Origin of the sequence: Nocardioides sp. Root682, assembly GCF_001427795.1 — a bacterium.
In the GTDB taxonomy this organism is placed as follows: Bacteria; Actinomycetota; Actinomycetes; order Propionibacteriales; family Nocardioidaceae; genus Nocardioides.
The window spans coordinates 1,348,081-1,371,794 of the sequence record NZ_LMHJ01000001.1 but is presented as its reverse complement, the minus strand read 5'-3'; the positions used below and the strand labels follow the sequence as shown (position 1 = coordinate 1,371,794).

Sequence of the window (23,714 nt, the reverse complement as noted above, 5' to 3'; positions counted from 1 at the left end):
ATGGCGAAGACTGCACTCAAGGTCAAGGCCGCTCGCAAGCCGAAGTTCGCTGTTCGCGGTTACACCCGCTGCCAGCGCTGCGGTCGTCCGAAGGCGGTCTACCGCAAGTTCGGCCTGTGCCGTATCTGCCTGCGGGAGATGGCCCACCGCGGCGAGCTGCCCGGCGTCACCAAGTCCTCTTGGTGAGCTGAGACCACATCATCACAACGTTGCAGGTCCGTCCGCCGCTGAGCTGACGGAAACCGCAGCAGAAGGAAACACACATCATGACGATGACTGACCCGATCGCAGACATGCTCACGCGTCTGCGCAACGCCAACCAGGCGTACCACGATGCGGTGACCATGCCGTACAGCAAGCTCAAGGAGGGCGTCGCGGAGATCCTCCGCCAGGAGGGGTACATCACCTCCTTCGCCGTTGCCGACAACGAGAACGGCGTCGGCAAGCTGCTGACCGTCACCCTCAAGTACGGCCGCAACCGCGAGCGCTCGATCGCCGGCGTCCGCCGGATCAGCAAGCCCGGCCTCCGGGTGTACGCCAAGCACACCGGCCTCCCGAAGGTCCTCGGTGGCCTCGGCGTCGCGATCATCTCGACCAGCCAGGGCCTGTTGACTGACCGTCAGGCCAACCAGAAGGGCGTGGGTGGGGAAGTCCTCGCCTACGTCTGGTGACCAGGGAAAGTTAGGAGAGAGAAACAATGTCGCGCATCGGCAAGCTCCCCGTCCCGGTCCCCGCGGGCGTCAATGTCCAGATCGACGGCGCCACCGTGAACGTCCAGGGCCCCAAGGGCAGCCTGAGCCACACGGTGATCGCCCCGATCACTGTCCAGCAGGGTGAGGGCGTCCTCGACGTCATCCGCCCCGACGACGAGCGGTTGTCCAAGGCCTACCACGGTCTGTCCCGCACGCTGATCAACAACATGGTGGTCGGCGTCACCGACGGCTACGAGAAGAAGCTCGAGATCGTCGGCGTGGGTTACCGCGTCATCTCCAAGGGCCCGACCCAGCTGGAGTTCCAGCTCGGTTACTCCCACGTCATCATCTTCGACGCTCCGGAAGGCATCACCTTCGTGGTGGAGAGCCCGACGAAGCTCAGCGTCGTCGGAATCGACAAGCAGTTGGTCGGCGAGGTTGCCGCCAACATCCGCAAGCTTCGTAAGCCCGAGCCGTACAAGGGCAAGGGTGTCCGGTACTCCGGCGAACACGTCCGCCGCAAGGTCGGAAAGGCTGGTAAGTGACATGGCGATCACTCTGAAGCACCAGCGGAACCTCTCTGCGCGCGCATCCTCACGGTTGCGTCGCCAGATCCGGGGCCGCAAGAAGATTTCCGGCACCGCTGCGCGTCCGCGCCTGGTGGTCACCCGGTCGACGAAGCACATCACCGCCCAGGTCGTCGACGACCTGGTCGGAAAGACCCTGGCCTCTGCCTCGACCCTCGAGGGCGACCTGCGTTCCCTCGCGGGCGACAAGACGGCCAAGGCCAAGAAGGTCGGCGAGCTTGTCGCCGCCCGCGCCAAGGAACTCGGCGTTGAGTCGGTCGTCTTCGACCGGTCCGGCAACAAGTATCACGGCCGCATTGCGGCCCTGGCTGATGGCGCCCGCGAGGGCGGCCTGACCTTCTGACCGCGAACAGGACTGAGGAGAAATCATGAGCGGACCCCAGCGCGGACAGCGTTCGGGCGGCGACCGTGGCGGCCGTGGCGGCCGTGACGGCGGCCGTGGCGGCGCCGACAAGAGCCAGTACGTCGAGCGCGTCGTAGCCATCAACCGCGTCGCCAAGGTCGTGAAGGGTGGTCGTCGCTTCAGCTTCACCGCCCTCGTGGTCGTCGGTGACGGTGACGGTCTGGTCGGCGTCGGCTACGGCAAGGCCAAGGAAGTTCCCGCGGCGATCGCCAAGGGTGTCGAGGAAGCGAAGAAGAACTTCTTCCGCGTCCCCCGCATCCAGGGCACGATCCCGCACCCGGTTCAGGGTGAGAAGGCTGCTGGCGTGGTCTTCCTGCGTCCGGCCGCACCCGGTACCGGTGTCATCGCCGGTGGTCCGGTGCGCGCCGTCCTGGAGTGCGCCGGCATCCACGACGTCCTCAGCAAGTCGCTGGGTTCGTCGAACCAGATCAACATCGTGCACGCCACGGTTGCGGCCCTCCAGCTCCTGGAGATGCCCGAGACCGTTGCCGCGCGTCGTGGTCTGCCCGTCGAGCACGTCGCCCCGGCGGCGCTGCTCAAGGCTCAGGCCGAGGGCGAGGCCACTGCGGCCGCGGCCAAGACCTCTGCACCTGAGGCGGTGACGGCCTGATGGCACAGCTGAAGGTCCAGCAGACCAAGTCGAAGATCGGCGCCAAGTTCAACCAGCGTGAGACGCTGCGCAGCCTTGGCCTCAAGCGGATCGGCGACGTCGTGATCAAGGAGGACCGTCCCGAGATCCGGGGCATGGTCCACACCGTCCGTCACATGGTGACGGTCGAGGTCGTCGGAGGCGAGTGACAATGACCCCGCTCAAGTTGCACCACCTGCGCCCCGCGCCGGGTGCGAAGACTGCCAAGACCCGTGTTGGTCGTGGTGAAGGATCCAAGGGCAAGACCTCGGGTCGTGGTACCAAGGGAACCAAGGCCCGGTACCAGGTCCCGGTCGCGTTCGAGGGTGGGCAGATGCCCATCCACATGCGGCTCCCGAAGCTTCGCGGCTTCCGGAACCCGTTCAAGGTGACCTTCCAGGTCGTCAACCTCGACAAGATCAGCGCTCTGTTCCCCGAGGGTGGCGACGTCACCCCGGAGACGCTCGTTGCTCGGGGCGCGGTCCGCAAGGGCCTGCCCGTCAAGGTGCTCGGCCAGGGCGAGCTCACGGTCAAGGTCACGGTGAGCGCGGACGCGTTCTCCACCTCGGCCAAGGACAAGATCGAGAGCGCCGGCGGGACCGTCACGGTTCTGTGATGACGCTGCAAGGGGCGCGGTGACCTCTCGAGGTCGCCGCGCCCTTTGCGCTTCCCTGCACTTCCCCAGCACCCCCTCGGGCGGTGCAGGCCCCCCTGTTAGGCTTCCCGCTGGCCACAAGGCCAGGAGCAAGAGAAGAGGACCTGAGTGCTCAGCGCGTTCGTGAACGCCTTCCGGACCCCGGACCTTCGGCGCAAGTTGCTGTTCGTCTTGATGATCATCGTGATCTTCCGGGCCGGCTCGCAGATCCCAGCCCCCGGCGTCAATGTGGCCAACGTCGAGAAGTGCATCGATGTCGTCCAGGAGGGCTCCAACGCCAGCCTGTACAGCCTGGTGAACCTCTTCTCCGGTGGAGCGTTGCTCCAGCTCACCATCTTCGCGCTGGGCATCATGCCCTACATCACCGCGAGCATCATCCTGCAGCTGCTCGTCGTCGTGATCCCGCGTCTGGAGGCCCTCAAGAAGGAGGGCCAGTCCGGTCAGACGAAGATCACGCAGTACACCCGCTACCTGACGCTCGGCCTCGCCGTGCTGCAGGCGACCGGCATCGTCGCGCTCGCTCGCACCGGCAACCTGCTCCAGGGCTGCGACAGCACGCTCTATCCGTTGTTGCACAGCGACAACACCAAGACCTTCCTGGTCCTGGTCGTCACCATGACGGCGGGTACCGCGGTGATCATGTGGCTCGGTGAGCTGATCACCGAGCGCGGCGTCGGCAACGGCATGTCGATCCTGATCTTCACCCAGGTCGTCGCGACCTTCCCGGCGGGACTCTGGGCCGTGAAGATCAGCCAGGGCTGGTGGACGTTCGCGATCGTGGTGATCATCGGTCTCGTGATCGTGGCTGCCGTCATCTTCATCGAACAGGCGCAGCGCCGGATCCCGGTGCAGTACGCCCGCCGGATGGTCGGCCGCAAGATGTTCGGCGGCAGCTCGACCTACATCCCGCTCAAGGTGAACCAGGCCGGCATCATCCCGGTCATCTTCGCCTCCTCGCTGCTCTACCTGCCGGCGATGGCGGTCCAGTTCAACCAGGAAGACCCGAACCAGATCATCCGGTGGGTCAACGAGTACCTCGTCGACCAGGGTCACCCCATCCACATGGCGGCGTACTTCCTGCTCATCATCTTCTTCACCTACTTCTACGTGTCGATCACCTTCAACCCACAAGAGGTGGCCGACAACATGAAGAAGTACGGCGGCTTCATCCCCGGGATCCGGGCGGGCAAGCCGACGCAGGACTACCTGTCCTACGTTCTGTCCCGCATCACGCTGCCGGGCGCTCTCTACCTGGGTCTGATCTCGCTCGTTCCGCTGATCGCGTTCGTGCTGATCGACGCCAACCAGAACTTCCCGTTCGGTGGTACCTCCATTCTGATCATGGTGGGTGTCGCCCTCGATACGGTGAAGCAGATCGAGAGCCAGCTCCAGCAGCGCAACTATGAAGGATTCTTGCGTTGAGGCTTCTGATCATGGGTCCCCCCGGGGCCGGCAAGGGCACGCAGGCCACGGCAGTTGCCGAGCACTTCGGGGTCCCGGCCATCTCGACCGGCGACATCTTCCGCGCCAACGTTGCGCAGGGCACCCCGCTGGGTGTCGAGGCGAAGCGGTACATGGACGCCGGTGAGTACGTCCCCGACGAGGTCACCAACAACATGGTCCGCAACCGGATCGCCGACCCGGACGCCGACGCTGGATTCCTGCTCGACGGCTACCCGCGCACGCTGGCCCAGGTCACCGAGCTCGACGGCATGATCGAGGCGACGGGTCACCAGCTCGACGCCGTCCTCGTGCTGACCGTCGACCAGGAGGCCGTCATCGGTCGCCTGCTCAAGCGGGCCGAGATCGAGGGTCGCGCCGACGACACCGAGGACGTCATCCGACGCCGCCTCGAGGTCTACGGCGAGGAGACCGAGCCGCTCATCACGTCGTACAGCGAGCGTGGCCTGGTCGTCTCGGTCGACGGCATGGGTGACATCGAGGACGTCCAGAAGCGGATCTTCGCCGCTCTCGACGCCATTCCGCAGAGCTGAACCACACCAGGTGCTGTTCGACCACCGGATCGAGATCAAGACGCCCGATCAGGTCAAGGCGATGCGTGTGGCCGGCCTGGTGGTCGGCCGCACCCTGGACCTGCTGCGCGACGCCGTACGCCCGGGTGTCACGACAGGCGAGCTCGATGCGCTGGCCGAGCAGAGCATCCGGGAGCAGGGCGGAGTACCGTCGTTCCTCGGGTACGGCTTCCCGCCGTTCCCGGCGAGCATCTGCGCGTCGGTGAACGACGAGGTCGTGCACGGCATCCCGGGCTCCCGGGTGCTGGTCGAGGGCGACGCGATCTCCATCGACTGCGGCGCGATCGTCGACGGCTGGCACGGCGACGCTGCGATCACCGTGGCGGTGGGCGAGGTCCGGCCCGAGGTCGCCACGTTGATGGACGTCACCGAGGAGTCCCTGTGGCGTGGCCTCGCGGCAGCGCGCATCGGCGGCCGGGTCGGCGACATCTCGGCGGCGGTCGAGTCCTACGTGGTGAGCCGCGGCGACTACGGCATCGTCGACGGCTACACCGGTCACGGCATCGGCACTGAGATGCACATGGATCCGGACGTCCCGAACCGCGGCCGCGCCGGCCGCGGCCCGCGGCTCAAGCGCGGAACGGCCCTGGCCGTCGAGCCGATGATCACGCTCGGCACCGACGACACGGACGTGGCCGAGGACGAGTGGACCGTGGTCACCGCGGACGGCCGCTGGGCTGCCCACTACGAGCACACCTTCGCGCTGACCGACTCCGGCGTGTGGGTGCTCACCGCTGAGGACGGCGGCAGGGCACGGCTCGAGGCACTCGGCGTTCCGTTCGGTGGCGAGGACTAGGCTGGCACTCATGGCGCGGGACCCGATCACTCCTGCGGCTCTCGCCGCCCGGCCCTTCCTCTTCGCCTCCGGCGAGGAGGCGTACGTCGCCAGCCGGGTGCTGCACACCTGGACGACACCCGACGGGGCTGATGTCGGCTGGGCCGACGAGGTCGTTGCGGCCCTGTCACCGGGGGAGCGGGCCCTTTGTGCGCTGTCGTTCGCCGCTGGGGCACCCGGCCTCGCCCACCAGGTGGTCGGTGCCGAGCACGCACTGCAACGTCCGACGGTGCCGCTCGCGGTCGACCGGACCTACGAGGTCACCGAGTTCCCGACGGCTGCTGAGTATGCGCGGATGGTCGAGACGGCGCTGGTCAAGATCGCCGACGGCTCGCTCCACAAGGTGGTGCTCGGTCGCTGCCTCGACGTGATCAGCTCACCTCCGCTGGTCCCGGCCGAGATCATCGACCGCCTGTTGCAGACGCGACCGGGGCGCTATGTCTTCAGCGTGCCGTTGGTGAGCGGCGACGCGGCCCCGGCCGACGGCCCGATCCTGGTGGGTGCGAGCCCGGAGCTGCTCGTCCGCCGCGATGGTCTCGACATCTCGTGCACGCCGCTCGCGGGTTCCGTACCCCGCTCGGCTGATGCTGCCGAGGACGCGGCGCGTGCCGCCGGTCTGCGCGAGTCGGCCAAGGACCTCGCGGAGCACGCCTTCGTGGTGGAGGCGATCGTGCACGCGCTCAAGGACGTGTGTGTGGAGATCGAGTACCCCGCCACCCCTGAGCTCCTCTCGACGGACACCGTCTGGCACCTGGCGACCCCGATCCGGGCGCGACTCGCGGCCGGTGCCGAAGGCCCCAGCGCGCTGCGCCTGGCGCAGCTGCTGCACCCCACACCGGCCGTCGGCGGCGTCCCCACAGCGGCTGCCAACGCGGTGATCGCCGACCTCGAGGGCGACCTGCGCGACTGGTTCGCGGGGTGCGTGGGCTGGGTCGACGGCAACGGTGACGGCGAGTTCGCGGTGACCATCCGCGCCGCCGTGATCGACGGCGACCGGTTGCGCCTGTTCGCCGGGGCAGGCATCGTGGCCGGGTCAGACCCCGCTTCCGAGGTACGGGAGACCGGCGCCAAGCTCGCCACCATGGCACGGGTCAGCGGTCTCGCGGTCGATTAGCCGAGCGCCCGGCGAAATGGGAGGATCGGTCCACTTGAGGGGAGTATTCCTTCGCTGCGGGCTCGTCATCACGACCGAACGTCACCGTTCGATCCGGTCCCGTGGGTTGTCCTGCCGGCTCGTCCGGACGGGCAGCGGAAGAGACCTCGGGCGATCTGTTGACCGCTCCAGCCCCTGAAAGAGGACTGCTTCCATGGACGTGACCACCCTTGAGTGGACGATCACGATCGCCGCGACGATCGGTGTCCTGCTCTTCGACATCGTCGTGATCGCGCGCGACCCGCACGAACCCACCATGAAGGAATGCGCCGTCGCGTTGTCCTTCTACATCGGAGCAGCGCTCGCCTTCGGCGCGTTCGTCTGGCTCCACCACGGCCACGACTACGGCATCGAGTTCTACACCGGCTGGTTGACCGAGTACTCCCTGTCGATCGACAACCTGTTCGTCTTCATCATCTTGATGGCGGCGCTCAAGGTCCCCCGGAAGTACCAGCAGGAAGCCCTCCTCGTCGGCATCGTGCTGGCGCTGATCTTCCGCGGCATCTTCATCGCCCTGGGCTACACGCTGATCGAGAACTTCAGCTGGGTCTTCTACATCTTCGGCGCCTTCCTGGTCTACACGGCCTTCAAGCTGGTGAAGGCCTACGGCAGCCACGAGGACGAGCACCCCGAGGACAACGTGGTCGTCAGCTTCGCCCGCAAGCACCTGAACGTCGGCGACGAGTACCACGGCCTCCGCCTCTGGTACTCCAAGAACGGCGTGCGCTTCGTGTCGCCCATCCTGATCGTGATCATCGCGCTCGGGGTCACCGACATCCTGTTCGCGCTGGACTCGATCCCCGCCATCTTCGGCATCACCCAGGAGCCGTACCTCGTCTTCGCGGCCAACGTGTTCGCGCTGATGGGCCTGCGTCAGCTGTACTTCCTGCTCGGCGGACTGTTGCAGAAGCTCGTCTACCTGTCGCTGGGCCTGGCGTTCATCCTCGCCTTCATCGGCGTCAAGCTGGTCCTGCACGCCCTGCACGAGAACGAGCTGTCGTTCATCAACGACGGGCACGGGGTGCACGGTGCGCCGGAGATCTCCTCGCTGTTCAGCCTCGGCGTCATCATCGTGACGCTCGTCGTCACCGGCGTCGCGAGCCTGTGGCGCGCGAACCGCGACGAGCAGGCCGGAGTGACCGTGCCGGCCGCGCCTGCAGACGTCGACGACACCGCGGGCCCCGACTGGCGCTAGGGATACAGCAGTCTGGCGTCACGGCATCCATTAGGGTTTCGTGACGTCAGCCTGTTCCCGAACCGACCGACGAGGACTCCGTGGACCGACTCCAGGTGCAGTGGTCCGGTACGACCCGGACCTTCGACGGCCCGCGGGTCGTCATCGGACGTGAGCTCGACTGCGACGTCCCGGTGACCGACGGCCGTGCCTCACGGCACCACGCCGTCATCCAGGTCGAGAACGGCGCATGGGTCGTGGTCGACTCGAGCAGCAACGGGACGTTCGTCTCCGGCCAACGGATCACCCGGCTCCCGTTGCAGGGTGCACCGGTGAGCCTGAACGTGGGCGGACCGGCGGGCGAGGCGGTCGTCGTGACCGTGCTCGCGCAGCAGGGTCCGGTGCCGCCGGCGTACCAACAGCCACCGGTCCAGGCACCGGTCCAGGCACCGCCGCCGTACCAGCCGCCGGCCCAGCAGCAGCCACCCGCGCACTCGTCGCGGCCCGTCCCGACGCCCCAACCCGAACAGCTCGGCGGCGAGTTCTGGAAGAACCTCCCGCCGCCGCAGGTGCCCGCCAGCGGCGCACCGGTGGATGCGTGGCGCCCCGTGGGGGTGCTGCCGCCCGGGCAGCTGCCGCACGGACACTCGGTCGTCCTGCCCGCGCAGGTCCAGGCCGGACGGTCACTGAGCATCGGTCGCGACCACGCCAACGACATCGTGCTCGACGACGCACTGGTCAGCCGGCGCCATGCCCGTCTGGACCCGCCCACCCCCACCAGCCTCGCGGTGCTGCACGACCTGGGCTCGTTCAACGGCACCTTCGTCAACGGTCACCGCCTGCAGGGTGCGGTCCAGCTGCCGGTCGGGTCCGAGGTCATCGTCGGCAACCAGACCTTCCGCTGGGACGGCCACCAGCTGGTCGCTTCGGCGACGGCCCACGAGTTCACCCTGTACGCCGACGGCCTCACCCAGGTCGTCGCCGGCGGCAAGCGGTTGATCGAGAACATCTCGTTCAAGCTCGAGCCACGCAGCCTGACCGCCGTGATCGGCCCTTCGGGGGCCGGCAAGTCCACCCTGCTGGGCGCGCTGACCGGTCTGAAGCCTGCGAGCCACGGCCGGGTCATCTGGCAGGGTCACGACCTCTACCAGCACTACGACCAGCTGCGCTTCCAGATCGGGCTGGTCCCGCAACAGGACATCCTGCATCCGCAGCTCAAGGTCCGGCAGGGCCTGCGGTACGCCGCCCAGCTGCGTCTGCCTCCCGACACGACCGCGCAGGAGTGGGACGCGCGGGTCAACCACGTCGCGCACCAGCTCCAGCTGGTGCAGCGGATGGAGAACCGGATCGGCACCCAGCTCTCGGGTGGCCAGCGCAAGCGGGTCTCGATCGCGACGGAGCTGCTCACCGCGCCTCCGCTGCTGTTCCTCGACGAGCCGACCTCCGGCCTGGACCCCGGCCTGGACCTCGAGGTCATGCGGCAGCTGCGCAGCCTCGCCGACGACGGTCGGGTCGTGATGGTCGTGACCCACTCGGTGCTCGCCCTCGACGTGTGCGACAACGTGCTGGTGCTGGCGCCCGGTGGCCGGATCGCCTACTTCGGCCCACCGGACGGCGTACTCGCGCACTTCGGGAAGACGAACTATCCCGAGGTGTTCGACCTGCTGGACGACCCCGACCTGTGGCAGCGGATCCCGGTGCCCCAGCACGCCGTGGACACCTCCTCGGTGCCGCGGCAGTCGCACGCTGGCTCGGTGCCGGCACCGCCGCGCCAGTCCGTGTCGCGCCAGCTGTCGACGCTGGTCAAGCGCAACCTCGCCGTCGTGTTCGCCGACAAGCTGCTGCTCGGCATGCTGATCCTGCTGCCGCTGATCCTCGGCGGTCTGAGTCGGCTCGTCCCGGGCAGCCACGGGCTCTCGCTCGACGTCAGCGCCAAGGAGAGGACCCTTCCCGACGGATCGGTGGTCGAGTCGTTCGCGACGGGCGAGGCCTCCCAGCGGTTGATCGTGTTGATCGTTGCCGCCTGCCTGATGGGCACGGCGCTGGCGATCCGCGAGCTCGTGGGGGAGCGGCCCATCTTCAAGCGGGAGTACGCCGTCGGCCTGTCGCCGGGCGTCTACTTCTTCAGCAAGGTGCTGGTCCTCGGTACGGCTGGCTTCGTCCAGGGCCTGCTCGTCACCTTCCTGGCCACGGTCGGGCTCCCCGGCGCGGACGGCGAGCTCGGCACCTTCAGGGTGGGGGTCGCCGTCGCGTCGCTGACGTTCACGATGGTGGTCATCGGGCTCGCGCTGTCGGCCCTGGTGACCAGTACCGAGCAGACGATGCCCGCGCTGGTCGGGATGGTGATGGTCCAGCTGGTGCTCTCCGGTGCACTGTTCGAGATCGCCGGTCGGGTGGTGCTCGAGCAGATCGCCTGGTTGTCGCCTTCGCGATGGGGGTACGCCGCCGCGGCGTCCGCGATGGACTTCACCCGCGAGACCGAAGGGACCGACAAGGAGGACTGGATCGCCCTGGGAGGCGGCGGTCATTACGTGATGGACCTGTTCGTCCTGGGTGTGCTGTGCCTGATCGCCCTTGGCGCCGGTCTCCTTCTCGCCAAGCGCAGCGCCACCGCTGACGACTGACTGACTGGTCGGAGACGGCCGAGGGAATGCCGGGGGCTTCGCGGGCCTTGGGTCAGTGATGACAACCTCCGGCCCCCACCTCTCCGTGCTGGACCTCGTTCCGGTCCGCAGTGATCAGTCGACGGGCGACGCGGTCGCCGCGAGCCTGGCGCTTGCCCGCACCGCCGACGCCCTCGGCTACCGCCGTTTCTGGATCGCCGAGCACCACAACATGCCGGCCGTGGCCGCGACGAACCCGGCGGTGCTGATCGGGCTGATCGCCTCGGTCACCGAGCGGATCCGGGTCGGCTCCGGGGGAGTGATGCTCCCGAACCATGCCCCGCTGGTCGTCGCCGAGCAGTTCGCGCTGCTCGAGGCGACCTTCCCGGGACGGATCGACCTGGGCATCGGCCGGGCGCCCGGCAGCGACCCGGTGACCAGCTGGGCCCTGCGCCACGGCGCGGGCGGGGTCACCGACGAGGCCGTCTCCCGCTTCCCCGAGTACGTCGACAACGTGCTCGCCATGATGGAGCCGGCCGGCGTGGGCCTGGCTCTTCGCGGGCGCGAACACGTGCTGAAGGCGACGCCGGCCGCCACGTCGGTGCCGCAGATCTGGCTCCTCGGGTCGTCCGACTACTCGGCCCAGCTCGCCGCGGCCAAGGGTCGGCCCTACGTCTTCGCCCACCACTTCAGTGGGTCGGGGACCAAGGAGGCCCTCGAGCTCTACCGCTCCACCTTCCAGCCCTCGCCGACCCTGGCCGAGCCGCGCACGTTCCTCACCGTGAACGCCTCCGTCGCGCCCACTGCGGAGGAGGCCGAGCGGCTCGCGCTGCCCCAGCTGCTCCAGATGGCGGCTCTGCGCACGGGACGGCCACTCGCGGCCCAGCGCGTGGTCGAGGATGCCGAGCTGATCGTCGAGGCGGGCCTGCCGGACGGTCACCAGGAGCTGATCGACGCCATGCGGAGCCGCTGGGTGATCGGTGACCCCGCGGCGGCTCGCGCCGCGCTGGAGTCGCTCGCGGCGACGTACGGCGTCGACGAGGTGATGGTCAACCCCGTCAGCGGAGCCTTCACCGGTTCCGACCCGCGCAGCGCCGCGGCGCGGGAGCAGACCCTGACCCTCCTTGCCGGCTGATCCCTGGTTGATCCCCCGGGGCCTCGCAGATTGGGAGTTCACGGGTCCGAATGCATAAACTGGCGTGTCGGTCCAACGTGGGTTCGTGTGTGGTGCACAACCTGCGAGGTCCACTCTCGTTTCACCCGCCCTCAGGCGTGTCCTGTGGGCTGGAATGCGAGAGAGGTTCCCGGCCCGACCGGTAGACAACAAGTTCCCAACAAGATTGTGAGACATGGCCAAGAAGGAAGGCGTCATCGAGATGGAGGGCTCCGTCGTGGAGGCCCTTCCGAACGCCATGTTCCGCGTGGAGCTGAGCAACGGCCACAAGGTCCTCGCTCACATCAGCGGAAAGATGCGCCAGCACTACATCCGGATCCTCCCCGAGGACCGCGTGGTGGTGGAGCTCTCGCCGTACGACCTCTCCCGTGGACGGATCGTCTACCGCTACAAGTGAGCCACCGGCTCACCGTTACCGCCACTAGCTAGAAAGGGCTGACATGAAGGTCAACCCGAGCGTGAAGCCGATGTGTGACAAGTGCAAGGTGATTCGTCGCCACGGCCGCGTCATGGTCATCTGCGAGAACCCGCGTCACAAGCAGCGCCAGGGCTGATTGCCCGTCGCTGGTCGAGGAGGTTGCTCAGCAACCGTCTCGAGACCACAACTGAACACAAACTCATCAACGTGATCGCTTAGCCGCTGGCAACAGCGGCGAATCACCTCCGGAGCGGATGGCCGGAGCTGGGAAAGAACCCCCAGATGCATCACGACCACACCACCGTGAATCCAAGGAGAACGCCTTTCATGGCACGCCTCGTCGGAGTCGACCTCCCGCGCGACAAGCGCATCGAGATCGCACTCACCTACATCTACGGCATCGGCCGTACCCGCTCCCAGCAGCTGCTCGAGGTCACCGGGGTCAGCCCCAACCTCCGCGTGCACGAACTGGGAGATGAAGAGCTGGTCAAGCTCCGCGACGCCATCGACGCCGCGGGCATCAAGATCGAAGGTGACCTCCGTCGCGAGGTCCAGGCCGACATCCGTCGGAAGATCGAGATCGGCAGCTACCAGGGTCGTCGTCACCGCATGGGCCTTCCGGTCCGCGGACAGCGCACCAAGACCAACGCTCGTACCCGCAAGGGCCCGAAGCGCACGGTTGCCGGCAAGAAGAAGGCCAAGTGATCGATCGCCTCGTGCGATCTCACTGCCTCAGACCAGCTTCGACAAGGAGAAAATAGATGCCTCCCAAGGCTCGCGCGGGCGCCAAGAAGGTGCGCCGCAAGGAAAAGAAGAACGTTGCTCAGGGCGAAGCCCACATCAAGAGCACGTTCAACAACACGATCGTCACGATCACCGACCCCTCGGGTGCGGTCATCTCGTGGGCCTCTGCCGGCACCGTCGGCTTCAAGGGTTCGCGCAAGTCCACCCCGTACGCCGCTCAGATGGCTGCTGAAGCCGCTGGCCGTCGGGCGATGGAGCACGGCATGAAGAAGATCGACGTCTTCGTCAAGGGCCCGGGTTCGGGCCGCGAGACGGCGATTCGTTCGCTGGGTGCGATCGGCCTCGAGGTCGGCACCATCCAGGACGTGACCCCCGCCCCCCACAACGGCTGCCGCCCGCCCAAGCGCCGCCGCGTCTGAGATTAGGAGCGTAGAGACATGGCCCGTTACACCGGACCCCTGACCAAGAAGTCCCGCCGCCTCGGCGTGGACCTCGTCGGCGGCGACGCCGCATTCGAGAAGCGTCCTTACCCTCCCGGCCAGCACGGCCGCGCGCGGATCAAGGAGAGCGAGTACCGCAACCAGCTGCAGGAGAAGCAGAAGGCGCGTTACACGTACGGCATCCTCGAGAAGCAGTTCCACAAGTACTACGTCGAGGCAGCTCGTCGCCAGGGCAAGACCGGCGACAACCTCATCACGCTGCTCGAGTGCCGCCTGGACAACGTGGTCTACCGTGCCGGCTTCGCCCGCACGCGTCGCCACGCCCGCCAGCTGGTCAACCACGGCCACTTCACGGTCAACGGCAAGAAGGTCGACATCCCGTCCTTCCAGGTCACCCAGTACGACATCATCGACGTGCGCGAGAAGTCGCTCGAGATGACGCCGTTCATCGTGGCCCGCGAGACCCACGGCGAGCGGATCGTTCCGGCATGGCTCGAGGCCGTCCCGACCCGCATGCGGATCCTGGTGCACTCCGTGCCGGTCCGTGAGCAGATCGACCTGCCGGTCCAGGAACAGCTCATCGTGGAGTACTACTCCAAGAAGTGATCATGCGTGCTCCGGCCCGTCGCTCCCTCGGGAGCGCGGGTCGGGGCAACATGCGTTGCACGTCCCTTCTCCATCCGCACCACATCTGGATCCTCATATAGCGGTCGATCCGGAAAGGAACGAAACAAGTGCTCATCGCACAGCGCCCCACCCTGTCGGAGGAGACCGTCGACCAGTTCCGGTCGCGCTTCGTCATCGAGCCCCTCGAGCCCGGCTTCGGCTACACGCTCGGCAACTCGCTGCGTCGTACTCTCCTCTCCTCGATCCCCGGTGCCTCGGTCACGAGCATCAAGGTCGACGGGGTCCTCCACGAGTTCTCGACCATCGAGGGCGTCAAGGAAGACCTCACCGAGATCATCCTCAACCTGAAGGGCCTGGTCGTCTCCTCGGAGCACGACGAGCCCGTCACCATGTACCTCCGCAAGTCGGGTGCCGGTGACGTCACCGGTGCCGACATCGCGCCCCCGGCCGGTGTCGAGGTCCACAACCCCGAGCTGAAGCTCGCGACCCTGGGCGACAACGGCAAGCTCGAGCTCGAGCTCGTCGTCGAGCGTGGCCGCGGCTACGTCTCCGCCGTCCAGAACAAGGGCGCCGACAACGAGATCGGCCGGATCCCGGTCGACTCGATCTACAGCCCCGTGCTGAAGGTGACCTACAAGGTCGAGGCGACTCGTGTCGAGCAGCGCACCGACTTCGACAAGCTCGTCATCGACGTCGAGACCAAGCCGTCGATCCTGCCCCGCGACGCCATCGCGTCCGCCGGCAAGACGCTGGTCGAGCTCTTCGGCCTGGCCCGTGAGCTCAACGTCGAGGCCGAGGGCATCGACATCGGTCCGTCGCCGGTTGACGAGCAGCTCGCCGCTGACCTCGCCCTCCCGGTCGAGGACCTGCAGCTGACGGTGCGGTCCTACAACTGCCTCAAGCGCGAGGGCGTCCACACCGTGGGCGAGCTCATCAGCCGCTCGGAGCAGGACCTGCTGGACATCCGCAACTTCGGTGCGAAGTCCATCGACGAGGTCAAGGCCAAGCTGCACGAGATGGGTCTGTCCCTCAAGGACAGCGCCCCGGGCTTCGACCCGTCGGCCGCTCTCGCCAACTACTCGGACGACGAGGACGACGAGTCGTTCATCGAGTCCGAAGAGTTCTGATCTGATCCGTCCCCTCGGGGACAGCAACTATCCCGGTACCTGACACGGCCGGGGAGAATCGAGAAGCAATGCCCAAGCCCAAGAAGGGTCCCCGCCTCGGCGGTAGCTCTGCCCACCAGCGCCTGATCCTCGCGAACCTCGCCACCGCTCTGTTCGAGCACGGCAAGATCACGACGACCGAGGCGAAGGCGCGCACGCTGCGTCCGTACGCCGAGAAGCTGATCACGAAGGCGAAGAAGGCCCACGCCGGCGAGAACCCGCTGCACCAGCGTCGCGAGGTCCTCAAGACCATCCGCGACAAGGGTGTCGTGCACTCGCTGTTCGCGGACATCGCGCCGACGTTCGCCGAGCGTCCGGGTGGCTACACCCGGATCACCAAGATCGGTCCGCGCCAGGGCGACAACGCGCCCATGGCCGTCATCGAGCTGGTGACCGAGGCGTACGCGCCGTCGGCTCCGAAGGCACCCAAGGCCGAGCCCGCCGTCGAGGCTGCTCCGGTCGAGGAGACCCCCGAGGTCGTCGAGACCGAGGCCGCTGAGGTCGAGGCCACCGAGGAGGCTCCTGTCGAGGAGACCACCGACGAGGCTGCTGCCGAGGAGACCGCTGAGGACTCCGAGCAGGCCTGATCCGCACACTGCTTCACACCGACCCGGCTCGCACACGCGAGCCGGGTCGGTTCGTTTTTACCGATTCGGGTGACCGCCCGGGCGCCGATAGACTGGAGCCATGAGCATCGACCTGGGGACCCCTCGCCTGATCGAGGACGGCCAGCGCGAGGTGCTGCTGGCGGCGCCCCGCGGTTATTGCGCCGGTGTCGATCGCGCGGTCGTGACCGTCGAGCAGGCGCTCGACCTCTACGGCTCGCCCGTCTACGTGCGCAAGCAGATCGTCCACAACAAGCACGTGGTGGCCAACCTCGAGGCGCGCGGCGCGATCTTCGTCGAGGAGCTCGACGAGGTCCCCCTCGGCGCCACCGTGGTCTTCTCGGCCCACGGTGTCTCGCCCGCCGTCGTCAACGAGGCGGCGGAGCGGGACCTGAAGACGATCGACGCAACGTGTCCGCTGGTCACGAAGGTGCACCGTGAGGCCGTTCGTTTCGCGGCCGACGGCTACACCATCCTGCTCATCGGACACGCCGGACACGAAGAGGTGGAGGGCACCGCCGGGGAGGCACCCGAGCAGACCGTCCTCGTTGAGCACCCTGACGACGTCGACCGGCTCGAGTTCCCCGCCGGCGCCAAGCTGGCCTGGCTGTCCCAGACGACGCTGAGCGTCGACGAGACGATGGAGACGGTCCGGCGGCTGCGCGAGAAGTTCCCGCAGCTCGAGGACCCGCCCAGCGACGACATCTGCTACGCCACCCAGAACCGCCAGGTGGCGGTCAAGGAGATCGGCGCTGCCGCCGACCTGGTGATCGTGGTGGGTTCGGCCAACTCGTCCAACTCGGTGCGCCTGGTCGAGGTGGCCCTCGAGGCCGGCGCCAAGGCGTCGTACCGCATCGACGACGTGTCCGAGCTGGACGAGGCCTGGCTCGACGGTGCCGCGACCGTCAGCGTCACCTCCGGTGCCTCGGTCCCCGACCACCTCGTGACCGAGGTCCTGGCCTACCTCGCCGAGCGCGGGTACCCCGACGCCCGGTCGGTCCAGACCGCAGAGGAGACGTTGGCCTTCTCGCTGCCCAAGGAGCTGCACCGCGACCTCAAGGCCGCAGGGCGCAGCACCAAGACCGCCGTACGGCTCTGATGGCCCGTTATCTCGACATCCACCCGGAGAATCCGCAGCCGCGGTTCATCCAGCAGATCGTCGATGCCCTGCATGACGACGCGCTGATCGCCTACCCGACGGACTCGGGCTACGCGCTGGGTTGCCGGGTCGGCAACCGCGACGGCCGCGACCGGATCCTCAAGATCCGCGGCCTCGACGACCGTCACCACTTCACCCTGGTCTGTCGCGACTTCAGCCAGTTGGGCCAGCTCGTCCACGTCGAGAACGCTGCGTTCCGCGCCATCCGTGCGGTGACGCCGGGTCCCTACACGTTCATCCTGCCCGGCACACCGGAGGTGCCGCGGCGACTGCTGCACCCCAAGAAGAAGACCGTGGGCGTGCGCATCCCCGACCACACCGTCGTCCAGGCGATCCTCGACCTGCTCGGTGAGCCGTTGCTGTCGAGCTCGCTGATCCTCCCGGGCGAGACCGAGCCGCGCACGATGGGCTGGGAGATCAAGGAAGACCTCGACCACGAGGTCGACATCGTCGTCGAAGCGGGAGAGACCCCGGCCGAACCCACCACGGTCGTGGACTGGTCCGAGGGCGCGCCCGAGATCATCCGGCGTGGCGCGGGCGACCCGGACCGCTTCGCCTGACCCCTTCGCCTGACCCGTCGACCGGGTCAGCGCGGGTGGCGGACGACGAACGACCGCCGTACTGCCAGCAGGGCCAGGCAGGCGGCGTACCCGAAGGCCAGGGCGAGGGCGTGTCCTGAGAGCCCGGAGACCGTGGCCTGGACGAAGCCGTCGTCGACGCGTGCGATCGCGCCGGGCTCGCTGATGCCGAGCAGCAGTGCGACCAGGAGCATCGCGAGCGGGGGCAGGACTCCCACGGCGAAGAAGTCGGCCGGTCGGACGAGCAGGGCGACACCGACACAGATCGTGACGAACGTCAGGTCGTAGAACAGACCGAGTCCGTCGCTGAGGACCAGGTCGAGCACGGTGGCGGTGAGCAGCAGCGCCATGGCGAGTGCGATGAGCTCCTGCGCAGGCTGGCGTCCCTCCTCCCACAGGGTGGGGGATCGCGGTGACAGCGCCGTGCTCACGCCTCCACGCTAGTTCGTGCGGGTCCTCGTCTGCCGGACCCGCGCCGGAGCGTCAGTCAGCCAGGTCGACGATGACGGGCGCGTGGTCGGAGGGGCTGCCCGCGCTCTTGGCCGGGTCCCGCTCGTCGCGATCGATGAATGCACCGGTGACGCGCTCCGCGAAGCCGGGGGAGCCGACCACGAAGTCGATCTTCAGGCCGCGGTCGCGCTCGAACCTCTGGCGGTAGTAGTCCCAGTAGGTGTAGCCGGGCGCGTGCTCGCGGGTCACCTCGGCCCATCCACTGTCGAGGAAGCCCTGGAACGCGGCGCGCTCGGCGGGCGTGACGTGGGTCGAGTTGCGGAACTGGGTGACGTCGAAGACGTCGTCGTCGGTGGGGCAGATGTTCCAGTCGCCCACCAGGGCGGTGGGTACGTCGAGCCAGGGGGCTGCCGCCGCGTGCAGCCCGGCCAGCCACGACAGCTTGTAGGCGTAGTGCGGGTCGTCCGGCTTGCGCCCGTTGGGGATGTACAGGCTCCAGATCCGTACGCCGCCGCAGGTGGCGCCGATCGCGCGCGCCTCGACGACCGGTGGTTCGCCCCATCCCGGCTGGCCCGGGAAACCGACCGTCACGTCGTCGAGGCCGACCCGGCTGATCAGGGCAACGCCGTTCCACTGGTCCAGCCCGTGGGCCGCGACGTCGTACCCCCGGGCCTGCAGGCCCATCAGGGGGACCTGCTCCTCGCGAGCCTTGATCTCCTGCAGGGCGAGCACGTCGATGTCGTGGCGTTCGAGGAAGGCCTCGACGCGATCGATCCGTGAGCGCAGGGAGTTGACGTTCCAGGTGGCAATCCGCACCTCAGGAGGCTAGCCGGGACGGCTACGCGTCGTCACAATGGAGGCCAACCATGGGGACGAAAGGTCGTGGCACAGTGTCAGCACGGATCAGCAAGGTCGTTGCAGGAGCCGCCTGTCTGGTGGCGGCAGTCGCGGGGGCGACGACCTCGGCATCCGCCGAGGACGGCTCCGCCGTGCCGACGTTCAAGGAGTTCGAGTCCTCCACCTATGTCGACGTCGACGGTGCCTACGTCGTCAACGGTGACGAGGTCGAGTCCACGAAGGCGGGACTGAAGAAGTTCTACGAGGGGATGGTCGGTTCCGACGACGTCCCGATCGACGGACTGATCGTGAACACGGTGAGCGGTCGCGACGACAAGTGGAGCGCCGCGCAGGCGCTGAACCTGACCTATTGCGTGAGCACCAAGTTCGGCACCCGGCAGGCCGACATCGCCGCCGCGATGACCGCCGGTGCCGGTTTGTGGGAGGCAGCGTCGTCGAAGGTGAACTTCGTCTACGTCCCCGCCCAGAACGGCAACTGCAACACCCGCAACAACAGCGTGCTCTTCTCGGTCGAGCCGGTGAAGACCTCGCAGTACATCGCCCGGGCGTTCTTCCCGAGCACGTCCAAGCGTTCGCGGAACGTGCTGATCGACGACTCGATCTGGACCTCGGGCAACTGGGAGCCGGGCGACATCCTGGCTCACGAGCTCGGGCACACGCTGGGCTTCCGCCACGAGCACACCCGTCCGGAGGCCGGCACCTGCTTCGAGGACAACAACTGGCGCCCGCTGACGCCCTACGACTCGGCGTCGATCATGCACTACCCGCAGTGCAACGGCAGCTCCAGCGACCTGGAGTTCCAGGCGTCCGACGCGGCGGGGGTCCGGGCGCTGTACGGCTCCTGATCACCCAGCGTCACCAGCGGGATCCCGGCTCACATCCGTGCAGTCCGGGATCCTGCTGATTTGTGAACCGGACGATCTATTGTCGCGACGTGCGTTGACGGGTTTTGATGAACCAGATGTCCTCTCTTGGGAAAGGTTCTTTGATGCAGTCATCGCGAGTCAGCAGAATTTCCGTCGGCGTGGCCTGTCTGGTGGCCGCCTTCGCGGGTGCCACGGTCCCGTCCTACTCCAGCGCGGACGCCGGCGACCCGGTACCGACGTACAAGGAGTTCGAGGCCTCGACGTACGTCGACGTCGACGGCGCCTACGTCGTCAACGGCGACGAGGTGGTGTCCACCAAGGGCGACCTCAAGAAGTTCTACGAGGGCATGGTCGCCCCTACCGAGACCCAAGCTGACGGGCTCATCGTCAACACGGTCGGCGGAGTCGACGACAAGTGGAGTGCCTCGCAGGTGGCGAACCTGACCTATTGCGTCAGCACCAAGTTCGGCACCCGCCACGACGACATCGTCGCCGCGATGGCCGGTGGCGCCGGGCTGTGGGAGGCCGCGTCGTCGAAGGTGAACTTCGTCTACGTCCCCGCGCAGGACGCGAGCTGCACCACCCGCAACAAGACGATCCTGTTCTCCGTCGAGCCGGTCAGCACGTCGCAGTACATCGCCCGGGCGTTCTTCCCGAGCACCACGAAGCGCTCGCGCAACGTCCTGGTCGATGACTCGATCTGGAGCTCGGGCAACTGGGAGCCGATCGACATCCTGGGCCACGAGCTCGGCCACACCCTCGGGTTCCGCCACGAGCACACGCGTCCGGAGGCCGGCACCTGCTTCGAGGACAACAACTGGCGCCCGCTGACGCCGTACGACTCGTCCTCGATCATGCACTACCCGCAGTGCAACGGTGGGTCGAGCGACCTGGAGTTCCAGGCGTCCGACGCCGCTGGTGTGAGGGCGCTGTACGGCTCCTGACACCTGCTCGCTGCCGACGGCCCTCCCTGCCTCCCGGGAGGGCCGTCGCTGTGTCTGGTCGTTGATTCGGGCGCGCCGTCACGGGGCCATAGACTCAGCGCCCGTGGCACTCACCATCGGCATCGTCGGTCTCCCGAACGCAGGCAAGTCAACGCTCTTCAACGCGCTGACCAAGAACGACGTCCTCGCGGCGAACTACCCGTTCGCCACCATCGAGCCCAACGTGGGCGTGGTGGGCGTGCCCGACGCACGGCTGCCGAAGCTCGCCGAGATCTACGGCTCGGAGCGGATCCTCCCGGCGACCGTCGAGTTCGTCGACATCGCCGGGATCGTCCGTGGCGCCTCGCAGGGTGAGGGCCTGGGCAACAAGTTCCTCTCGCACATCCGTGAGTCCGCAGCGATCTGCCAGGTGACCCGGGTGTTCCGCGACGAGGACGTCACGCACGTCGACGGCGAGGTCAACCCCGCCAACGACATCTCCACCATCCAGACCGAGCTGATCTTCGCCGACCTCGAGACGGTCGAGAAGTCGATCGTCCGGCTGGAGAAGGAGTCGCGGAAGGTCAAGGACCTGGTCGCGAACCTGGAGGCCGTCAAGGAGGCCAAGGAAGCGCTCGAGTCCGGTACGCCGATCATCGCGACCAAAATCGACCGCGACCTGCTCCGCGAGCTCTCCCTGCTGACTGCCAAGCCGTTCATCTTCGTCTTCAACTGCGACGCCGACGAGCTCGCCGACGAGGACCTCAAGGCCAAGATGCGCGAGATCGTCGCTCCTGCCGAGGCGATCTTCCTGGACGCCAAGTTCGAGTCCGAGCTGGTCGAGCTCGACGACGAGGAAGCAGCCGAGTTCCTTGCCGAGGCAGGCGTCACCGAGCCCGGCCTCGAGACCCTGGCACGCGTCGGCTTCGAGACCCTCGGCCTGCAGACCTACCTCACGGCCGGTCCGAAGGAAACCCGTGCGTGGACGATCCGCAAGGGCGACACGGCCCCCGAGGCCGCCGGCGTGATCCACACCGACTTCCAGAAGGGCTTCATCAAGGCCGAGGTCGTCTCCTTCGACGACCTGACGTCGTTCGGTTCGATGGCCAAGGCCAAGGAAGCCGGCAAGGTCCGCATGGAGGGCAAGGACTACGTCATGGCCGATGGTGACGTGGTGGAGTTCCGCTTCAACGTCTGATCGGGTCTGGCCTGGAAGCACTGCCGTGATTCCTGCGCTCAGCACTCACCTGGTGAGTGCCCAGCGCAGGTAGACGGCCGTCGCCCGCCGGTAGGGTTCCGTCGTGGACGTGACCATCGACGAGCTCGTGATCGCGGATGCGCCGGAGGCGTGGGTCGCGGCGGGGTTCACCGTCGACGACGACGCGGTCTGTCGGGTCGGCTCGGTGCGGCTGCGGTTGGTCGGGAGCGAACGCGGCAAGGGCATCGTCGGATGGTCGCTTCGAGGCGTGCCGGTGGCACTGACCGACGTCGACGGTGTCGCAACGGAGGCCTCGGGCGCACCGCTGGCCGAGCCTGCGATCCATGCGAACGGCGTGACGCACATCGACCACGTCGTACTGCTGTCGCTGGACCTCTCCCGGACGTTGGCCGCTCTCAGCGGGATCGGGCTGGAGCCGCGTCGCACGAGGGACGGAGAGCTCGGTGGGGCGCCGGTGCGGCAGGCGTTCTTCCGGCTCGGAGACGTGATCCTGGAGGTCGTCGGGTCCCCGGACACCGCGAGCGATGGGCCGTCGAGCCTGTGGGGGCTGACCCACACCGTCGACGACATCGACGCCACGGTGGCGTACCTCGGCGAACGCACCGGCCCGGTCAAGGATGCCGTTCAGCCGGGGCGCCGGATCACCACCGTGCGGAACCGCGAGATCGGCATCTCGGTGCGTACGGCGCTGATCTCGCCGCACGTACGGAGCGGACCCCAGGAACCCGTCAGTCGGTGAGGACCTCGGCGTCCTCGGCGAGGTCGCGATCGAACGCCACCGTGCCGAGCTCCAGCCTGAGGTCTCGGATGCCGGAGTGCTCGCGCGCGTACTCCAGCTCCCGCATCAGGTCGCCGAGGACGTTGTAGAGGATGCTCCCGATGCTGAGCGTCGACAGGGTGCCGAGCGCCTGGCCGTGCTCGTCGACGTACCCGCTGCCACTGTCACCCGGAATGCCCGGGGACGGGGCGATGATGACGTGGGCCCAGCCCTCGGTCTCGGGCTGGTCGGCCATGGTCTGCGCGGCCTGGCGGGAGGCCGGGCTGTTGTCGCGGCGCAGCGATGAGCGGCCGAAGCCGTAGGCACGGTCGAGGATGTAGAGGCCACCCTCCGAGAGCCCGTCCGGCCCGCCCCAGTGAGGCATGCTGGGATTGACCAAGTCGTGGTAGCGAGGGTTCAGCCTGATCAACGCGAAGTCATTGAAGCGACAGGTGTTCGGGTCCTTCTCGCCGGCCTCCCGCATGGCGTGCCAGCTGCTGTAGGCCAGTCGCCCCTTCGCGAGCTGCTTCCCGGCGTCGTACGACGTCCCGTGCAGGTTGAACGTGACCCTGGTGCCGAGCGGCTTCGACCGCGCCTTGCACCCGTTGATCTCGTCGCCGCTCGCCGACGCGCAGTGGGCGGCCTGGCCCAGGTAGACATTGCCTGCCGCATCGGTGAAGACGAAGTTGGTCGTGCACTGCGCCCGGCCGGTCAGCGTCTGGATCCCGGGTGTGACGGTCGCCTTGTCGAACGGCGTCCATCCCGACGTACGGCGCACCAGCGGCTCGGTCACGCTGTTGATCTGGGTCGCGGCCGGCGGGTTCGCGTCCTTGTCCTCGAACGGCTTGAACCAGAGATTCGCGATCGCGAGCACGGTGAGCAGGGCGAGTACCTTGCCCCACCCGATCCCCGGCTCGGTCGTGCTCACGCCTCGATCATCGCTCGCTTGGATCAGTAATGACAGGAG

General features: G+C 67.5%; 30 protein-coding genes. 27 read left to right on the top strand and 3 right to left on the bottom strand.

Features of this window, described 5'->3' with window-relative positions; all coding sequences use genetic code 11:
• The 23 genes from ASD84_RS06480 (at window position 1) to ASD84_RS06370 (ending at window position 17,656) form a co-directional block, all read left to right on the top strand.
• Window positions 1-186 carry a type Z 30S ribosomal protein S14 gene (locus ASD84_RS06480; RefSeq protein ID WP_011757321.1) on the top strand — a complete coding sequence of 62 codons (186 nt, stop codon included), beginning with the start codon at window positions 1-3 and terminating at the stop codon, window positions 184-186.
• An 80-nt stretch (window positions 187-266) separates the two neighbouring features.
• Window positions 267-671 carry a 30S ribosomal protein S8 gene (rpsH, locus tag ASD84_RS06475; protein ID WP_056707995.1) on the top strand — a complete coding sequence of 135 codons (405 nt, stop codon included), beginning with the start codon at window positions 267-269 and terminating at the stop codon, window positions 669-671.
• A gap of 26 nt (window positions 672-697) precedes the next feature.
• On the top strand, window positions 698-1,237 hold the full coding sequence (gene rplF, locus ASD84_RS06470) for a 50S ribosomal protein L6 (RefSeq protein ID WP_056707993.1): 540 nt from the start codon (window positions 698-700) through the stop codon (window positions 1,235-1,237).
• A 1-nt stretch (window position 1,238) separates the two neighbouring features.
• Complete coding sequence (rplR, locus tag ASD84_RS06465; protein ID WP_056707991.1) at window positions 1,239-1,622, top strand: 50S ribosomal protein L18; 384 nt, start codon at window positions 1,239-1,241, stop codon at window positions 1,620-1,622.
• Window positions 1,623-1,647: 25 nt separating this feature from the next.
• Window positions 1,648-2,292, top strand: coding sequence for a 30S ribosomal protein S5 (gene rpsE, locus ASD84_RS06460; protein WP_056707987.1), 645 nt, complete (start codon window positions 1,648-1,650; stop codon window positions 2,290-2,292).
• On the top strand, window positions 2,292-2,480 hold the full coding sequence (gene rpmD, locus ASD84_RS06455; RefSeq protein ID WP_056707984.1) for a 50S ribosomal protein L30: 189 nt from the start codon (window positions 2,292-2,294) through the stop codon (window positions 2,478-2,480). Before rpsE ends, rpmD begins: the two co-directional genes overlap by 1 nt.
• 2 nt (window positions 2,481-2,482) lie before the next feature.
• Window positions 2,483-2,926: a 50S ribosomal protein L15 gene (gene rplO, locus ASD84_RS06450; RefSeq protein WP_056707981.1), complete on the top strand. Its 444-nt coding sequence runs from the start codon at window positions 2,483-2,485 to the stop codon at window positions 2,924-2,926.
• A 147-nt stretch (window positions 2,927-3,073) separates the two neighbouring features.
• The gene (secY, locus tag ASD84_RS06445) at window positions 3,074-4,387 is read left to right on the top strand and encodes a preprotein translocase subunit SecY (protein ID WP_056707978.1); all 1,314 of its coding nucleotides are present in this window, start codon (window positions 3,074-3,076) and stop codon (window positions 4,385-4,387) included.
• On the top strand, window positions 4,384-4,959 hold the full coding sequence (locus tag ASD84_RS06440; protein ID WP_200954451.1) for an adenylate kinase: 576 nt from the start codon (window positions 4,384-4,386) through the stop codon (window positions 4,957-4,959). Before secY ends, ASD84_RS06440 begins: the two co-directional genes overlap by 4 nt.
• 10 nt (window positions 4,960-4,969) lie before the next feature.
• Window positions 4,970-5,794: a type I methionyl aminopeptidase gene (gene map, locus ASD84_RS06435; RefSeq protein ID WP_082573191.1), complete on the top strand. Its 825-nt coding sequence runs from the start codon at window positions 4,970-4,972 to the stop codon at window positions 5,792-5,794.
• A gap of 10 nt (window positions 5,795-5,804) precedes the next feature.
• Complete coding sequence (locus tag ASD84_RS06430) at window positions 5,805-6,947, top strand: isochorismate synthase MenF (protein ID WP_056707971.1); 1,143 nt, start codon at window positions 5,805-5,807, stop codon at window positions 6,945-6,947.
• A 193-nt stretch (window positions 6,948-7,140) separates the two neighbouring features.
• Window positions 7,141-8,181 (top strand): TerC family protein, encoded by a 1,041-nt coding sequence (locus tag ASD84_RS06425; RefSeq protein WP_082573190.1) that lies wholly within the window; start codon window positions 7,141-7,143, stop codon window positions 8,179-8,181.
• An 80-nt stretch (window positions 8,182-8,261) separates the two neighbouring features.
• Window positions 8,262-10,784 (top strand): FHA domain-containing protein, encoded by a 2,523-nt coding sequence (locus ASD84_RS06420; protein WP_056707969.1) that lies wholly within the window; start codon window positions 8,262-8,264, stop codon window positions 10,782-10,784.
• Window positions 10,785-10,842: 58 nt separating this feature from the next.
• A complete protein-coding gene (locus ASD84_RS06415) occupies window positions 10,843-11,898 on the top strand; it encodes an LLM class flavin-dependent oxidoreductase (protein ID WP_056707967.1) in 1,056 nt (351 codons plus the stop codon).
• A gap of 214 nt (window positions 11,899-12,112) precedes the next feature.
• Complete coding sequence (infA, locus tag ASD84_RS06410) at window positions 12,113-12,334, top strand: translation initiation factor IF-1 (RefSeq protein ID WP_028656368.1); 222 nt, start codon at window positions 12,113-12,115, stop codon at window positions 12,332-12,334.
• Between the two features lie 43 nt (window positions 12,335-12,377).
• Window positions 12,378-12,491, top strand: a complete 114-nt coding sequence (rpmJ, locus tag ASD84_RS06405) for a 50S ribosomal protein L36 (protein WP_056707964.1) — start codon at window positions 12,378-12,380, stop codon at window positions 12,489-12,491.
• 191 nt (window positions 12,492-12,682) lie between these two features.
• The gene (rpsM, locus tag ASD84_RS06400; protein WP_056707962.1) at window positions 12,683-13,060 is read left to right on the top strand and encodes a 30S ribosomal protein S13; all 378 of its coding nucleotides are present in this window, start codon (window positions 12,683-12,685) and stop codon (window positions 13,058-13,060) included.
• 56 nt (window positions 13,061-13,116) lie between these two features.
• Window positions 13,117-13,518, top strand: a complete 402-nt coding sequence (gene rpsK, locus ASD84_RS06395) for a 30S ribosomal protein S11 (protein WP_056707957.1) — start codon at window positions 13,117-13,119, stop codon at window positions 13,516-13,518.
• Between the two features lie 18 nt (window positions 13,519-13,536).
• On the top strand, window positions 13,537-14,145 hold the full coding sequence (rpsD, locus tag ASD84_RS06390) for a 30S ribosomal protein S4 (RefSeq protein WP_056707954.1): 609 nt from the start codon (window positions 13,537-13,539) through the stop codon (window positions 14,143-14,145).
• Window positions 14,146-14,273: 128 nt separating this feature from the next.
• Entirely contained in the window at window positions 14,274-15,293 is a 1,020-nt protein-coding gene (locus ASD84_RS06385; protein ID WP_056707949.1) for a DNA-directed RNA polymerase subunit alpha, read from the top strand.
• A gap of 68 nt (window positions 15,294-15,361) precedes the next feature.
• Window positions 15,362-15,919, top strand: coding sequence for a 50S ribosomal protein L17 (rplQ, locus tag ASD84_RS06380; RefSeq protein WP_056707946.1), 558 nt, complete (start codon window positions 15,362-15,364; stop codon window positions 15,917-15,919).
• Between the two features lie 100 nt (window positions 15,920-16,019).
• The gene (locus ASD84_RS06375) at window positions 16,020-17,036 is read left to right on the top strand and encodes a 4-hydroxy-3-methylbut-2-enyl diphosphate reductase (protein WP_200954450.1); all 1,017 of its coding nucleotides are present in this window, start codon (window positions 16,020-16,022) and stop codon (window positions 17,034-17,036) included.
• Entirely contained in the window at window positions 17,036-17,656 is a 621-nt protein-coding gene (locus ASD84_RS06370) for an L-threonylcarbamoyladenylate synthase (protein ID WP_056707943.1), read from the top strand. Before ASD84_RS06375 ends, ASD84_RS06370 begins: the two co-directional genes overlap by 1 nt.
• Window positions 17,657-17,682: 26 nt before the next feature.
• On the opposite strand, the gene ASD84_RS06365 is transcribed toward ASD84_RS06370, so the two are convergent.
• A complete protein-coding gene (locus tag ASD84_RS06365; protein ID WP_082573189.1) occupies window positions 17,683-18,105 on the bottom strand; it encodes a DUF6542 domain-containing protein in 423 nt (140 codons plus the stop codon).
• A 52-nt stretch (window positions 18,106-18,157) separates the two neighbouring features.
• Entirely contained in the window at window positions 18,158-18,940 is a 783-nt protein-coding gene (locus ASD84_RS06360; protein WP_056707941.1) for an exodeoxyribonuclease III, read from the bottom strand.
• Window positions 18,941-19,059: 119 nt separating this feature from the next.
• Here ASD84_RS06360 and ASD84_RS06355 point away from each other — a divergent pair, with 119 nt between their 5' ends.
• The 4 genes from ASD84_RS06355 to ASD84_RS06340 all read left to right on the top strand — a co-directional run bounded on the left by ASD84_RS06355 (window position 19,060) and on the right by ASD84_RS06340 (window position 22,729).
• Window positions 19,060-19,827 (top strand): M57 family metalloprotease, encoded by a 768-nt coding sequence (locus ASD84_RS06355; RefSeq protein WP_200954449.1) that lies wholly within the window; start codon window positions 19,060-19,062, stop codon window positions 19,825-19,827.
• Window positions 19,828-20,006: 179 nt separating this feature from the next.
• Complete coding sequence (locus ASD84_RS06350; protein WP_200954447.1) at window positions 20,007-20,792, top strand: M57 family metalloprotease; 786 nt, start codon at window positions 20,007-20,009, stop codon at window positions 20,790-20,792.
• Between the two features lie 103 nt (window positions 20,793-20,895).
• Window positions 20,896-21,969 (top strand): redox-regulated ATPase YchF, encoded by a 1,074-nt coding sequence (gene ychF, locus ASD84_RS06345; protein ID WP_056707928.1) that lies wholly within the window; start codon window positions 20,896-20,898, stop codon window positions 21,967-21,969.
• Between the two features lie 103 nt (window positions 21,970-22,072).
• Complete coding sequence (locus ASD84_RS06340; protein ID WP_056707926.1) at window positions 22,073-22,729, top strand: VOC family protein; 657 nt, start codon at window positions 22,073-22,075, stop codon at window positions 22,727-22,729.
• Here the strand turns inward: ASD84_RS06340 and ASD84_RS06335 are convergent.
• Window positions 22,719-23,675, bottom strand: coding sequence for a hypothetical protein (locus tag ASD84_RS06335; RefSeq protein WP_056707922.1), 957 nt, complete (start codon window positions 23,673-23,675; stop codon window positions 22,719-22,721). The genes ASD84_RS06340 and ASD84_RS06335 overlap by 11 nt on opposite strands.
• Window positions 23,676-23,714 lie beyond the last annotated feature (39 nt).